Source organism: Bradyrhizobium dasycarpum, from assembly GCF_042019905.1.
GTDB classification, from domain to species: domain Bacteria; phylum Pseudomonadota; class Alphaproteobacteria; order Rhizobiales; family Xanthobacteraceae; genus Bradyrhizobium; species Bradyrhizobium japonicum_B.
In genome coordinates this window covers 1,541,415-1,554,950 of record NZ_CP169574.1, presented here as the reverse complement: position 1 = coordinate 1,554,950, position 13,536 = coordinate 1,541,415, and the positions used below count along the sequence as shown (strand labels likewise).

The 13,536-nt window shown below is 65.5% G+C and carries 10 protein-coding genes and 1 pseudogene; 4 read left to right on the top strand and 7 right to left on the bottom strand.

The features are described from left to right. Positions 1–8 precede the first annotated feature (8 nt). The 6 genes from ACETMP_RS07875 to gltX all read right to left on the bottom strand — a co-directional run bounded on the left by ACETMP_RS07875 (position 9) and on the right by gltX (position 7,363). The gene (locus tag ACETMP_RS07875; RefSeq protein ID WP_375160518.1) at positions 9–866 is read right to left on the bottom strand and encodes a carbohydrate ABC transporter permease; all 858 of its coding nucleotides are present in this window, start codon (positions 864–866) and stop codon (positions 9–11) included. After that, the gene (locus ACETMP_RS07870) at positions 859–1,782 is read right to left on the bottom strand and encodes a carbohydrate ABC transporter permease (protein ID WP_257179972.1); all 924 of its coding nucleotides are present in this window, start codon (positions 1,780–1,782) and stop codon (positions 859–861) included. Before ACETMP_RS07870 ends, ACETMP_RS07875 begins: the two co-directional genes overlap by 8 nt. Continuing rightward, positions 1,779–3,065, bottom strand: coding sequence for an ABC transporter substrate-binding protein (locus ACETMP_RS07865; protein WP_375160517.1), 1,287 nt, complete (start codon positions 3,063–3,065; stop codon positions 1,779–1,781). Before ACETMP_RS07865 ends, ACETMP_RS07870 begins: the two co-directional genes overlap by 4 nt. Before the next feature lie 59 nt (positions 3,066–3,124). After that, the gene (locus tag ACETMP_RS07860; RefSeq protein ID WP_375160516.1) at positions 3,125–4,303 is read right to left on the bottom strand and encodes an ROK family transcriptional regulator; all 1,179 of its coding nucleotides are present in this window, start codon (positions 4,301–4,303) and stop codon (positions 3,125–3,127) included. Between the two features lie 185 nt (positions 4,304–4,488). Then, on the bottom strand, positions 4,489–5,793 hold the full coding sequence (gltA, locus tag ACETMP_RS07855) for a citrate synthase (RefSeq protein ID WP_028136129.1): 1,305 nt from the start codon (positions 5,791–5,793) through the stop codon (positions 4,489–4,491). A 145-nt stretch (positions 5,794–5,938) separates the two neighbouring features. Next, the gene (gltX, locus tag ACETMP_RS07850) at positions 5,939–7,363 is read right to left on the bottom strand and encodes a glutamate--tRNA ligase (protein WP_375160515.1); all 1,425 of its coding nucleotides are present in this window, start codon (positions 7,361–7,363) and stop codon (positions 5,939–5,941) included. Positions 7,364–7,529: 166 nt separating this feature from the next. Here gltX and ACETMP_RS07845 point away from each other — a divergent pair, with 166 nt between their 5' ends. From ACETMP_RS07845 to ACETMP_RS07830, 4 genes are all read left to right on the top strand, one after another. Then, the gene (locus tag ACETMP_RS07845) at positions 7,530–9,206 is read left to right on the top strand and encodes a glutamine--tRNA ligase/YqeY domain fusion protein (protein ID WP_375160514.1); all 1,677 of its coding nucleotides are present in this window, start codon (positions 7,530–7,532) and stop codon (positions 9,204–9,206) included. 7 nt (positions 9,207–9,213) lie between these two features. Next, positions 9,214–9,600: an SgcJ/EcaC family oxidoreductase gene (locus ACETMP_RS07840; protein WP_375160513.1), complete on the top strand. Its 387-nt coding sequence runs from the start codon at positions 9,214–9,216 to the stop codon at positions 9,598–9,600. Between the two features lie 279 nt (positions 9,601–9,879). Continuing rightward, on the top strand, positions 9,880–10,113 hold the full coding sequence (locus ACETMP_RS07835) for a DUF2171 domain-containing protein (RefSeq protein WP_375160512.1): 234 nt from the start codon (positions 9,880–9,882) through the stop codon (positions 10,111–10,113). Between the two features lie 94 nt (positions 10,114–10,207). Beyond that, complete coding sequence (locus ACETMP_RS07830; RefSeq protein ID WP_375160511.1) at positions 10,208–12,487, top strand: ComEC/Rec2 family competence protein; 2,280 nt, start codon at positions 10,208–10,210, stop codon at positions 12,485–12,487. 124 nt (positions 12,488–12,611) lie between these two features. Here ACETMP_RS07830 and ACETMP_RS07825 read toward each other — a convergent pair. Beyond that, positions 12,612–13,047 (bottom strand): annotated as a pseudogene (locus tag ACETMP_RS07825) (hypothetical protein). Positions 13,048–13,536: the final 489 nt, after the last annotated feature.

The window sequence follows — 13,536 nt, the reverse complement described above, 5'->3', positions numbered from 1 at the left end:
CAACTCCATCATTTCACGGCCCCGGCAGTCAGGCCGCGGACGAAGTACTTGCCGCCGAGAAGGTAGATCAACAGCGTCGGCAGCGCGGCGATGATCACCGCTGCGCTCTGCACGCCATGCTGCGGGATGTCGGCGACTGCGGCCGAGAGTGCGATGAGAGCCGCCGTGACCGGCTGCTGCTGGCCGGTCGTGAACGTCACGCCATAGAGGAACTCGTTCCAGATATGTGTGAACTGCCAGATCACCGTGACGATCAGGATCGGCCCGGAGAGCGGCAGGATGATGCGCCAGAAGATGCGGAAGAATCCGGCGCCGTCGATCCGCGCCGCCCTGATCAATTCATGGGGAATGGCGACGTAGTAGTTGCGGCAGAACAGCGTGGTGAAGGAGAGCCCCTGGATGGTGTGGATCAGCACGAGGCCAGCGAGCGTGTTGATCAGACCGATGTCGCGCAGCACGATGGTCCAGGGAAGCAGGCGCATCTGCTGAGGCAGGAAAAGGCCGAGGGTCACGATCCCGTAGATCCAGTTGTCGCCGCGAAAGCGCCAGAGCGACACCGCGTAGCCGGCGACGGCGCCGAGCAAGGTCGAGAAGATCGTTGCGGGGATCGTGACCAGCGCGGAGTTCAGCATGTAGGGCCGGATGCCGGAGCAGGTCTCGGCCACGCAGAAGCCGCTCCAGGCGGCGGCGTAGTTGCTCCAGGCCAGATGTTGCGGCCAGCCGATCATCGAACCCTGCGCGATCTCCTCGTTGGTCCGCAGCGAGTTCAGAACGACGACCACCAGCGGTGCGAGCCAGGCCGCGGCGATCAGTGAAACGACGAGGTAGATCAAGATCCGGCTCGGGGTGAAGCTGCGCTCACGCATGAACGGCCCGCCGTCGCTGGAGATATCGCCATGCCGCATAGGGCACGAGCACCGCGAGAAGGATGAGCAGCATCAGCACTGCCGCCGCGGCGCCGCGGCCGAGCAGGCTGCGCTGGAACATGAGGTCATAGACCACCAAAGCGGGCAGCTGGGTCGCAATTCCCGGCCCGCCATTGGTCAGGGCGCGGACGAGGTCGAACGTCGAAATCGCGAACTGCAGCTGGATCACGACGACGGTGATGGTGATCGGCCAAAGCGACGGCAGGATGATGCGCCGGTAGATCCGGACCGGTCCGGCACCATCGATCTGCGCGGCCTTGATGATGTCGGCGTCGACGGAGCGCAGGCCGGCAAGAAAGAGAGCCATGGCAAATCCCGAGGATTGCCAGATCGCGGCGACGACGATGGTCCAGATCGCCATGTCGCGGTCGATCAGCCAGTCGAACTTGAAGGAGGTCCAGCCGAGATCGTGAACCAGCTTCTGAATCCCGAGGCCGGGATTGAGCAGCCAGCTCCAGACCGTGCCGGTGACCACGAACGACACGGCGAGGGGATACAGGAAGATCGACCGCAGCACGTTCTCGCCGCGAATACGCTGATCGAGCAGGATCGCAAGAACGAGGCCTGTCGCCGCACTCAACACCACGAACGCAATGCCGAACAGCAGCAGGTTGTCGAAGGCGATCTGCCAGTTGCGCGATGCCAGGACGGCCGTGTAGTTGCGCAATCCCACCCAGCCCGAGACCGGGATCAGCGTGGAGGGCGTGAACGAGATCCAGATCGTCCACAGCGAGAACGAGACGAGGTGTGCGGCCGACAATAGCAGCGGCACCCAGATCATCAGATATTCGGGCAGCCGGCGCACCCATTCAGGAAGCGCTGGCCGGCCCGGTCTTATCGCGGCGGCATTGCTCAACGTGCGCCCTCGACGGCCTCGGCGAGGCGGGTCGCCGCCTGCTCGGGCTTGATCGTCTTGTTCTTCACGTACTCCGTGATCACGTCGATCATGGCTGCGGTCATGCCGTTTTCCTGCGCCATGTTGTGCGCCATGCTGAGCACCGCCTGGTTGCTGGCGATAGCCTCCTTCAGGGCCTTGGCGGTGGTGCGTTGACCCTCCGACCAGCCTTCGCCGGACAGATCGACATCGGTGCGCACCGGGATCGATCCGGTGATCTGCGAGTACATGGTCTGGATCGCCGGATCCATGACCAGCTGGGCCATCAGCGTCTGGCCGGCCTGCAGGTCGGCTTCCTTGCGCTGCCAGAAGATGAAGGCGTCGGCATTCAGCAGGAAGACCGGCTTGCTGTTGTCGCTGGGACCCGGCGCAATCATGAAGTCCTCGAGCTTGAAGCCGGCGTTGCGCAACACGCCCTGGGCCCAGCCGCCCATGATCATCATGCCCATGTCGCCGTCGATGAAGCGCTTCAGATTGGTCGAGAAGTGCTGGGCTCCGACGTTTGGGTCCATCCAATCCGCGATCTTGCGCACCTGCGCGAACGCAGCCTTGATCTCGGGACCCTCCAGAGCCTTCTTCTCGAGATTCATGATGGCGGCGCGGTAGGCGAGCGGACTGATGCCGGCGAGGGCGGCCTCGAATTTCTGCCCGTCATCTGGCCGGGTCCCGCCGTTGGCGATGGGATGGGCGACGCCGCCGGCCTTCATCTTTTCAGCAAGGTCGTTGAAATCCGCCCAGGTCACCGGAACCTTGTCGGCCTTGGCCTTGTCCATGGCGCGCTTGGACAGGAACAGCATGTTGGTGCTGTAGATCTGCAGCGGCAGTGCGATCCATTTGCCGCCCGGCTTGTGCAATTTCGCAAGGTCCGGCGCGACGACCTTCTCGTAACCGGCGGCGGCGACGACGGCGTCGAGATCGACGGTCGGGGCGATCTTCGACCAGGCCGCAATCTCGGGACCCTTGAGCTGCGAGCAGGCCGGCGGATCGCCGGCCATGATCTGAGCCCGCAGCTTGTTCATCATCTCGGTGGTGAAGCCGGGGACGGGCGAATGCTGCCAGACGCCGCCCTTCTCCTCGAACTTCTTGCCGAGCGCGGTGATGGCCGCGCCGTCGCTGCCCGCGGACCATTGCGAGATCGCGGTCAGGCGCGGCTTGACCGCGCCTTGCGCGCGGGCAAAGGCCGGCAGTGCGAGCGTAGCGACGGAGCCGGCGAGCAGACGGCGCCTTGTTGTGGTGATCGGCATGGCAGTTCCTCCCGGTGTGAAGTCTTGGGCGCGTGTGGGACGTTCAGGTTCAGCGCATGTCAGGCCGCCTCCGTCGAGGCCGCGGGCATGCCGCCGCGGCTGGCGAGACAAAAGGCGGCGAAGGCGAGCGCGGCCTGCGGATCGTTGCCGGTCGATGGCGGCACGAAGGCGATGGACACCTGCGCCAATTTGCGTCCGCCGAGCAGGCAGGCATCGATCCCTTCGATCACGGCGTTGCGATCGTCTGCGGCGAGAAGCGACGGCCAGCCGCTGATGGCAACGCCGCCGCACGGTTTCACGTTCAGCGTGTTGCCGATCGCAAGGCCGAGCCAGAACAGCCGCCGGCGCAGCTCCTGCCGCACCCGCGATGAGATCGGAATCGTGTTCACCCATTCGTTGCCGAGCCGAAGCAGCTCGGCTTCGGCGACGCCGAGAAGCTCGGCCAGGGCGGGGATCGACGCATAGGCCTCGACGCAGCCATGATGCCCGCAGCGGCAGCGCGGGCCCTCAGGCTCGAACACCATGTGGCCGAGCTCGATCGGTTGCAGCGCCTCGGCCTTCGCCGGATCATCCATCCAGGCGCCGGCAACGCCGTGGCTGACAAGCACGAACAGATGCGTGTCGCTGAACGGATAATTCTGGGTGCGGCAGCGGTGAAAGGTGGCGTGGGCGACCACCGAATTGGTGATCTCGAGCGGCACGCCGGCGAACATCTCGTCGAACATCTCGCTGAGGCGCCCGACGTCGCAGGGAATGATCGGATTGGCCGAGATGCTGAGACGGCCGAGGCCTGGAATGGAGACGCCGATCTGGGCGAGGGTGATGCGGCGGCGCCGCGTCCAGTCGCGCAGCAAGGTCATGGCTTCGCGAAATGCCTGGCCGACTGTCTCGGTGGTCGGCGTCTTCGGCAGCTTCACGCGCTCGGCATAGTGCAGCTCGCCCGACAGGCCGCCGACGCCGACGCTGAGATGCTGCGCGGTCAGCTCGAAGGCTGCGAGGGCGACCGAGCCGTCGAGCGACACGAGGCCGGTCGGGCCGCCGACGTAAGGGGCAGGGCGCCGCACCTCCTCGATCAGGCCTTCGGCCTTCAGGTCGAACAGGATGCGCGACAGGCTCGCTTCCGACAGGCGCACGGCCTTCGCCAGAGGCGGACGGAACGAGCCGCCCGACTGAAGCAGATGGGTCAAAATGGCAGCGCGCGTCTGCCGCCGACTTCTCGGCTGCTCCGGCATTTCCATCCCTGTCGTCATTCTTACTTAGTGTAAGAATGCGCGCGGAGCGGTTCGGCTGTCAAGGCGCCTGCCGTCATGTCCATGGACTTGTTGTTGTGCGCGGCAGCAAGATGAGCGCTACGGCCCCTGCACAAACGAAAACGGCGCCATCTTGCGATGACGCCGTTCCGATAGCCGTATCGGCTCAGGACTTACTTGCGATCCTTCATCGCGACGTAGTCGCGCTTGGTGACGCCGGTGTAGAGCTGGCGGGGACGACCGATCTTCTGCTGCGGATCCTCGATCATCTCGCTCCACTGGCTGATCCAGCCGACGGTGCGGGCGACCGCGAACAGCACGGTGAACATCGAGACCGGGAAGCCCATCGCCTTCAGCGTGATGCCCGAGTAGAAGTCGACGTTCGGGTAGAGCTTGCGGTCGATGAAGTACTGGTCGCTGAGCGCGATCTTCTCGAGCTCCATCGCCACCTTCAGCATCGGATCGTCGCCATGGCCGGTCTCCTTGAGCACGGCGTGACACATCTTCTGCATGAGCTTGGCGCGCGGATCGTAGTTCTTGTAGACGCGGTGACCGAAGCCCATCAGGCGGACTTCGGAGTTCTTGTCCTTCACCTTGGCGATGAATTCGGGAATCTTGTCCACGGTGCCGATCTCGGCGAGCATCGCGAGCGCGGCTTCGTTGGCGCCGCCATGCGCCGGGCCCCAGAGGCAGGCGATGCCGGCGGCGATGCAGGCGAACGGGTTGGCCCCGGACGAGCCGGCGATGCGCACCGTCGAGGTCGAGGCGTTCTGCTCGTGGTCGGCGTGCAGAATGAAGATCTTGTCCAGCGCGTCGGCGAGCACCGGGTTGATCTTGTAGTCCTCGCACGGCACGGCGAAGCACATGTGCAGGAAGTTCTCGGCGAACTTCAGCGAGTTCTTCGGATACACGAAGGGCTGGCCGATCGTGTACTTGTAGGCCATCGCCGCCAGGGTCGGGATCTTCGCGATCATGCGCATGGATGCGATCATGCGCTGCTTCGGATCGTTGATGTCGGTGCTGTCGTGATAGAACGCGGCGAGCGCCCCGACTGCGGCCACCATGATCGCCATCGGATGAGCGTCGCGGCGGAAGCCCTGGAAGAAGCGGGCCATCTGCTCGTGCACCATCGTGTGATGGATCACGCGGTCGTCGAAATCCTTCTTCTGCGCGGCGGTCGGCAGGTTCCCGTAGAGCAGGAGATAGCAGGTCTCCAGGAAGTCACCGTTCTCGGCGAGCTGCTCGATCGGATAGCCGCGGTATTCCAGCACGCCCGCGTCGCCGTCGATGTAGGTGATCTTGGACTGGCAGCTCGCGGTGGAGGTGAAGCCGGGATCGTAGGTGAACAGGCCGGACTGGCCGTAGAGCTTGCCGATATCGATGACATCAGGCCCGACGCTGCCGCTGTGGATCGGGAGATCGTAATTCTTGTTTCCGACCGTCAGCGTAGCGGTCTTTGGGCTTGGTTTTGCGTCCATCAGAGGTCCCCGATGTATGGTGAAACGGGCCGGAGCCGGAGCCCCCGAGGCAGGTCCTGGGGGCAGGCGGATGTTCCAGAAGGTACGGGGCAGATGGGTATATTATTGCTATGTGCGCTGCAAGATCGCCGCACGCATGGTCGACTTACGTCGTAGACTGATCCTTAAGCCGGCCAAGGCTTTCCTGGCGTCCCAGGACGTCCAAAACCTCAAATATGCCAGGCGACGTCGTCCGTCCGGTCAGCGCCGCCCGCAAGGGCTGGGCAACCGCGCCGAGCTTGAGACTATTTTCCTCGGCAAAGGCGCGCAGTGCGGCTTCGGTGCTGGCCCCGCTCCACGTCTCGACTGTCTCCAGCGCGGCACGAAGCTGGCCGATCAGCTTGCGATTTTCTGGCGTCAGCAGGGCTTGCGCCTTGGGATCGAGCTCCAGCGGCCGGTCGGCGAAGATGAAATAGGCGCCGTCGATCAGCTCGAGCAACGTCTTGGCGCGCTCCTTCAGGGCCGGCATGGCCTTCGCGAGCTGCGCGCGCGTGGCGTCGTTTAACTTGGCCTTAAGCTCGGCCCGTCCCGGCACGTGGTCGAGCACGTCCTCGAACATCTTCACGAGCGATTGATCGTCGGCGTGGCGGATGTAGTGGCCGTTGAGGTTTTCCAGCTTGGCAAAATCGAAGCGGGCGGCGGCGCGGCCGACGCTGGCGAGGTCGAACGCTTCGATCATCTCCTCGGTCGAGAAGATCTCCTGGTCGCCATGGCTCCAGCCGAGCCTGACGAGATAATTGCGCAGCGCCGCCGGCAGATATCCCATGGCGCGGTAGGCATCGACCCCGAGCGCGCCGTGGCGCTTCGACAGCTTCGAGCCGTCCGGACCGTGGATCAGGGGAATGTGGGCCATGCTCGGCAGCGCCCAGCCCATCGCATCGTAGATCTGCTTCTGGCGGGCGGCGTTGATCAGATGGTCGTCGCCGCGGATCACGTGGGTGACGCCCATGTCGTGGTCGTCGACCACCACCGCGAGCATGTAGGTCGGGTTGCCATCGCCGCGCAGCAGGACGAGGTCGTCGAGGTTCTCGTTCTGCCAGACCACGCGGCCCTGAACCTGATCCTCGATCACGGTCTCGCCGGTCTGCGGTGCGCGCAGGCGAATGGTCGGCTTGACGTCGCCAGGGGCGGTCGCGGGATCGCGGTCGCGCCACATGCCGTCATAGAGGCGGGTGCGGCCCTCGGCGCGCGCCTTCTCGCGCATCGCGGCGAGCTCCTCCGCACTGGCGTAGCAGCGATAGGCCTTGCCGTCGGCGAGCAGCTGCTCGGCGACCTCGCGGTGACGCGCGGCGCGGGCGAACTGGTAGATGACTTCGCCGTCCCAGCCGAGCTCGAGCCATTTGAGACCGTCGAGAATGGCGCCGATCGCGGCCTCGGTGGAGCGCTCGCGGTCGGTGTCCTCGATCCGCAGCAGCATCTTGCCGCCGTGCTTCTTCGCATAGAGCCAGTTGAACAGCGCCGTGCGGGCGCCCCCGATATGGAGGAAGCCGGTCGGCGAGGGGGCGAAGCGGGTGACGACGGAATCGGTCATTCTTGGCAGGGCCTATGCAGTGGAAGCGGTGGTGTATAGCAGGACCGGCGCATAACTAAAGCCCGACGGCGAACCTGCCGGGCCTGCTTAAGCTCTTGCTTAGGCTCTTGGCTCAGCCTCCCGAATTTGGCAGAAGGATCGCTGATTTCCCGACAGGATTTTGGTAATGACAGAACCGGTGGCAGCTGAGGTTGGGCGCGATTTCATTCGTGACATCATCCAGGCCGACCTCGATCAGGGCAAGTACAGGGAAATCGTGACCCGGTTCCCGCCGGAGCCGAACGGCTACCTGCATATCGGCCACGCCAAGTCGATCGCACTCAACTTCGGCATCGCGGAGGAGTTTCCGGGCCGCTGCCACCTGCGCTTCGACGACACCAATCCGGTCAAGGAAGAGCAGGAATACATCGATTCCATCCAGGCCGACGTGCGCTGGCTCGGCTTCGACTGGGGCAAGAACCTGTTCTTCGCCTCGGACTATTTCGACCGCCTGTACGAATGGGCGGAGCAGCTGATCCGCGACGGGCTCGCTTATGTCGACGACCAGACCCAGGAGGAGATCCGCGCCTCCCGCGGCACGCTGACCGAGCCCGGCAAGAACTCGCCGTTCCGCGACCGCAGCGTAGAGGAGAATCTCGACCTGTTCCGGCGCATGAAATCAGGCGAATTTCCGAACGGCGCGCGCGTGCTGCGGGCCAAGATCGACATGGCCGCCGGCAACATCAACCTGCGCGATCCGGTGCTGTACCGCATCCTGCACGCGCACCATCCGCGCACCGGCACGAAGTGGAGCATCTATCCGAGCTACGATTATGCGCACGGCCAGTCGGACGCGATCGAGGGCATCACGCACTCGATCTGCACGCTGGAGTTCGAGGACCACCGGCCGCTCTACGACTGGTTCATCGAGAAGCTGCCGGTGCCGTCCAGGCCGCATCAGTACGAGTTCGCGCGGCTGAACCTGACCTACACGCTCCTGTCCAAGCGCGTGCTGACGCAGCTCGTCCGCGACGGTCATGTCGCGGGCTGGGACGATCCGCGTATGCCGACCATGGCCGGGATGCGCCGCCGCGGCGTGCCGCCGGCGGCCTTGCGCGAGTTCGTCAAGCGCATCGGCGTTGCCAAGGCCAACAGCGTCGTCGATGTCGGCATGCTGGAGTTCTGCATTCGCGAGGAGCTGAACCGCACCGCGCAGCGCCGCATGGCGGTCTTGAAGCCGCTCAAGGTCGTGATCGAGAACTACCCGGAAGGGCAGACCGAGGAACTCGAGGCGATCAATCATCCGGATGATCCCAGCGCGGGCACGCGGAAGATCACGTTCGGCCGCGAGCTCTATATCGAGCAGGACGACTTCATGGAGAACCCGCCGAAGAAGTTCTTCCGCCTGTCGCCGGGCAACGAGGTGCGGCTGCGCTACGCCTATTTCGTCAAGTGCACCGGCGTGATCAAGAACGACAAGGGCGAGGTGGTGGAGCTGCGCTGCAGCTACGATCCCGCGACCAAAGGCGGTAACGCGCCGGACGGCCGCAAGGTCAAGGCGACCATGCACTGGCTCCCGGCCGCGACGTCGAAGCCGGCGGAGATCCGCATCTACAACCAGCTGTTCGCCAATCCGAGCCCGGATGCCTCGAATTTTGCGGCCGATCTCAATCCGAACTCGCTGGAGATCCTGTCCGATGCTCGGATAGAGGCAGCGGTGGCGGAGAGCAACTCGACCGAGCCGATGCAGTTCGAGCGCCAGGGCTATTTCGTGCGCGACAGGGACTCGACGCCCGGCAAGCCGGTGTTCTCGCGCACCATCGGCCTGCGCGACACCTTCGCGAAGGAAGTAGCGAAGGGCTGAGGCACGCATGAGCACGGAGGCCGACGCCATCATTGCCGCTATCATCGCGAAATGGTGCGCCGGCTTCGCGACGCTCGACGCAGCGGCGCTGTCGTCGCTCTATGCGAAGAACGCATTCTTCTTCGGCTCGAATCCGAAGCTCTATCGGGGCAGGGACGGCGTCGCGGACTATTTCAACGGCCTGCCGCGCTGGCGCCAGCCGAGCGCCGTGTTCTCCGACGTGAACGCAGCGCAGGCCGGCCCCGACCTGATCAACATGGCCGCCACCATCTCGTTCGATCTCGCCGGCGAGCGGGACGATCTCGTCGTCAAGATGAGTTGGGTCATCGTCCGCGAGGACGGCGACTGGAAGATCGTCAATCACCACGCCTCGTCGCAGGCGCCGCTGATCTGACGCGGCTTCATCGGTTTCGTCATTCCGGGGCGCGCTTGGCGCGAGCCCGGAATCCACACTCACGATGGTGGTTATGGATTTTCGGATGCGCAATTGCGCATCATAGCTCGTGACTTCGGCGCGCCCCGGAATGACGACTATAGTACCGTAGGTTGGGCAAAGGCGCAGCGCGCCGCGCCCGCCATCTTTCGGTCGCGACACACCACACGGCATCGTCATTCCCGAGAGAGAACGAACGTGCCTCGTCTGCGTTGGCGTGGGTTCAACAAGGAACCCACCATGCAAAACATCGCAGAGCATATGGAAGTCATCGGCGCCGACGGCGTCCATGTCGGCACGGTCGACAAGGTCGAAGGCAACCGCATCAAGCTGACCAAGAAGGACAGCGGCGAGGGCAGCCACAAGGGCCATCATCATTTCATCGACAAGGGCCTCATTGCCGACGTCGAGGGCAACAAGGTGCGGCTGTCGGCCAAGGCGTCGGTGGCCGTGACGATGGAAGAGGAAAAGTAGGGGCGCCTTCCCGCGTTCCTGATCTGTACCGCTATTCGCCCGGCCGCACGTTCCGGTAGCCTTGGCGCCAGTCGCGTCGCGTTAGGTGCAGGGAATGGCGGAGCAGGGCCGGCCAGTACGCGCCCAGGGGATTGCCGGGACGTGGCCGGTCGGCCGCGCCGCACCTGCCGGCGGCCTTGCTCCGGCGGGTTTCGGCATCTGGCCCACAATCGTCGAAACGCTCCGCGGATGGGCCCGCGCCGAGGCCGGTCCCGGGCGCCTGCTGCCGTGGGTGCCGGTCGCCTTTGGCGGCGGCATCGCGCTCTATTTCGCCGCCGATCAAGAGCCGGTGCTGTGGGTTGTCGCGGCGACGGCGGCCGCACTGCTGTTCGGCGCGATCCTGCTGCGGCGGAGCCGGCTGTTCGCGCCCGCGCTCATGATTGCGGCGGTCGCTTCCGGCTTTGCCGGGGCGACCTGGAAGACGGCGCGCGTCACACATACCGTGCTGGCCAAGCCGCTCTATTCCGTGTCGCTGTCGGGCTTCGTCGAGACGCGCGACATCCGCGAGCGCACCGACCGGTTCGTGCTGCGCGTCACCGCCATGGAGGCGCAGCGCACCGACGTCAGGCTCGAGCGCGTCCGCCTGTCGGTGCGCAAGGGCACCGCGCCCGAGGTCGGCAGCTTCGTTCAATTGAAAGCGCGCTTGATGCCGCCGCTCTCGCCGGTGCGCCCGGGTAGCTACGACTTCTCGCGGGACATGTTCTTTCAGGGCATCGGCGCCTCCGGCTTCGTGATGGGCGCGATCACGGCTTCAATCCCGCCCGATGCCGGTGGCCTGAGGCTGCGCTACGCCGCCTTCATGCAAGGCCTGCGCGATGCGATCGACGCCCGCATCCGCGCGACGCTCGAGGGCGACAACCGCGCGATCGCGACCGCCCTGCTCACCGGGCGGCGCGATGCGATTTCCGCGCCCGTCAACGACGCGATGTTCATCTCGGGACTCGGGCACGTTCTCTCGATCTCCGGCTATCACATGGCGGTGGTCGCGGGGGTCGTCTTCTTCGCGGTGCGCGCGCTGCTGGCGTTGATCCCGGGCCTCGCCGTCGGGTTCGCCATCAAGAAATGGTCGGCGGCTGCAGCATTGGTGGCCGCCGCGTTCTATCTGCTGCTCTCGGGTGCCGAGGTCGCAACCCAACGATCGTTCTTCATGACGGCGGTGGTGCTGATCGCGGTGATGGTCGACCGCCGCGCCATCACCTTCCGCACGCTGGCGGTGGCGGCGCTGATCGTGCTCGCGGTCGCGCCGGAGGCGCTGGTGCATCCGAGCTTCCAGATGTCGTTTGCGGCAACGCTCGGGCTGGTGGCGCTGGTGCAGATCGGCATGCCGAATCTGCTAGCCGCGCCCGATCATTCGGCGACCGCACGCGTCGCGCTGTGGGGCGGCCGCGAGATCGCGATGCTGTTCCTGGCCTCGCTGATCGCGGGGCTTGCGACCACGCCCTACGCCGCCTTCCATTTCCATCGCGTCACGCCCTATGGCGTGCTCGCCAATCTCGGGGCGATGCCGGTGGTCTCGGCGCTGGTGATGCCGGCGGGGCTGTTGGGCTTGCTCGCTGCGCCGTTCGGGTTCGATGGCGTGTTCTGGTGGTTGATGGGGCTGGGCATCGACTGGATGGTCGCGGTCTCGCGCTGGGTGGCGGCGCTGCCGGGCGCGGTCGGCCGCATCCCGGCGTTCGGCATCGCGCCGCTGATCGCCGCGAGCCTCGGCATCATCCTGATGGGCCTGTTGCGCACGCCCCTGCGCTGGTGCGGTGCCGTGGTGCTGCTGGCTTCCATCACCTGGGGCCTATCCGCGCGGCAGCCTGATGTCCTGATTGCCGGGGACGGCGCCAGCGTCGCGGTGCGGGGCGGGGACGGGCGTCTGCACCTGATCAGGGCGGGCAAGGACGGTTTCCTGCTGAAGGAGTGGCTGGCGGCCGACGCCGATCCGCGCGATGCCGGCAGCAGCGCGTTGGCTGAGGGAGTGTCGTGCGACGAGTCCGGCTGCGTGACACCGCTCGCCGATGGACGCCTGGTCGCGCTGGCCTCGCGGATCGACGCGCTGGCGGACGATTGCAGCCGTGCCGCGCTGGTGGTGACGTCGCGGCCAGCGCCGCCCGATTGCGCGGCGATGGTGGTCGATCGGCAGCGGCTCGCCAGTCAGGGCGCGCTGGCTCTGACGCAGAGCGGTGACGGCTTCTCGGTTCGGGCGGTGAGGGCGAGAGGCACAAGCCGCCCCTGGCTGCCCGCCGGCGCCGGCGAGGGGGATTTCGACGGCAGCCTTGCGCCGAAGACGGCCGTGCCCCGCAACCGGGACGCAACGCCATCGGAGACGGACTTGCTGGCGGAGGATTGAGGAGCGATGCGGGGGAGGTCGATCGGACGGGATTTCGCAGGACGCAAACCATACCATCTCGCCGGCCTCGGCCGGCGATGGCATTTCATTCCAGGCCCACGACCATCGGCCGGGGGCGACGACGTCAGCCAATCGGCAGGCGCGTGACCGGTGACCGACTGTCGGCGATGATCTGCGGCTTGTGCTCGCGTTCGCCGGCCGGCTGCGTCACCGGCAGTTGCAGCACGGTTGCGCGCTGGCCTTCGACCAGTTGAGTCACCAGCACGTATTTGCCGTCCAGGAAATTCGATCGCGTCGTGATGGCGATCGGGAATGTGCGGATCGATCTTGCCGAACTTGCCGACGCGGGAGTTGACGGTGCGCGTCCAGATCCAGCGGTTGTCGTAACGGACGTTGTCGGCGAAGGCGAGCTCCGTCCCCGGCAGCAGGCAGACCGCAACGGAGAGATCGGCTTCGGAGGCGAAGCCGCGCGTCGAGGTGCCGCGGAAGGTTGTCGTGACGATCGTCTCTCCGACCTCAGCGGGACGCGTCGCGACGGCATGCAGGCTGTAGTCACACATCGGGTGCTCCTCATGCGAAGATAGCGACCCGCACCTCTCTTGGAGGCACAGGCCTCGAAGTAGAAGCATGCAACGCTCTGCTCGGTTGTAGGCAGATCTGCGGCTGTGATTCGCGAGGGGCGATCACATTATCTTTCCCGAAGTCGGTAGGAACAAAGCCAAGTCCCGCGCATTCTGGCGGGCGTCTGGGACTGGCCCGGACCGCTGCGCCGGCCGCTCGATTGCGACGGCTGCACGATGATATTGCGGGCGCTGCGGACTTGCCCATTCACCGCCGTGTTGTTGCGGACATGATGATGCGCCGCGACGGCTGCACTCAAACGCTCTGGCGCTCGGCTGTCCTCTCCAACTCGAACGGCCGTGAAGCGATGTTGCTTCGCGCCGGCCCAGGGAGGATATCGCCGGAGAGGAGGGGCCGGATCATCTGCGCAGAACCGGAAAGACGATCCAGCCGGAGCGGACATTGGTCCGCTCCAATTGTTGATCGGC

Excerpts from the sequence above, each read along its gene's own strand:
- gltX (WP_375160515.1), bottom strand. The coding sequence starts at position 7,363 with ATGACCGATTCCGTCGTCACCCGCTTCGCCCCCTCGCCGACCGGCTTC.
- ACETMP_RS07865 (WP_375160517.1), bottom strand. The coding sequence starts at position 3,065 with ATGCCGATCACCACAACAAGGCGCCGTCTGCTCGCCGGCTCCGTCGCT.
- ACETMP_RS07830 (WP_375160511.1), top strand. The coding sequence starts at position 10,208 with ATGGCGGAGCAGGGCCGGCCAGTACGCGCCCAGGGGATTGCCGGGACG.
- ACETMP_RS07840 (WP_375160513.1), top strand. The coding sequence starts at position 9,214 with ATGAGCACGGAGGCCGACGCCATCATTGCCGCTATCATCGCGAAATGG.
- ACETMP_RS07845 (WP_375160514.1), top strand. The coding sequence starts at position 7,530 with ATGACAGAACCGGTGGCAGCTGAGGTTGGGCGCGATTTCATTCGTGAC.
- ACETMP_RS07875 (WP_375160518.1), bottom strand. The coding sequence starts at position 866 with ATGCGTGAGCGCAGCTTCACCCCGAGCCGGATCTTGATCTACCTCGTC.
- ACETMP_RS07835 (WP_375160512.1), top strand. The coding sequence starts at position 9,880 with ATGCAAAACATCGCAGAGCATATGGAAGTCATCGGCGCCGACGGCGTC.
- ACETMP_RS07860 (WP_375160516.1), bottom strand. The coding sequence starts at position 4,303 with ATGGAAATGCCGGAGCAGCCGAGAAGTCGGCGGCAGACGCGCGCTGCC.
- gltA (WP_028136129.1), bottom strand. The coding sequence starts at position 5,793 with ATGGACGCAAAACCAAGCCCAAAGACCGCTACGCTGACGGTCGGAAAC.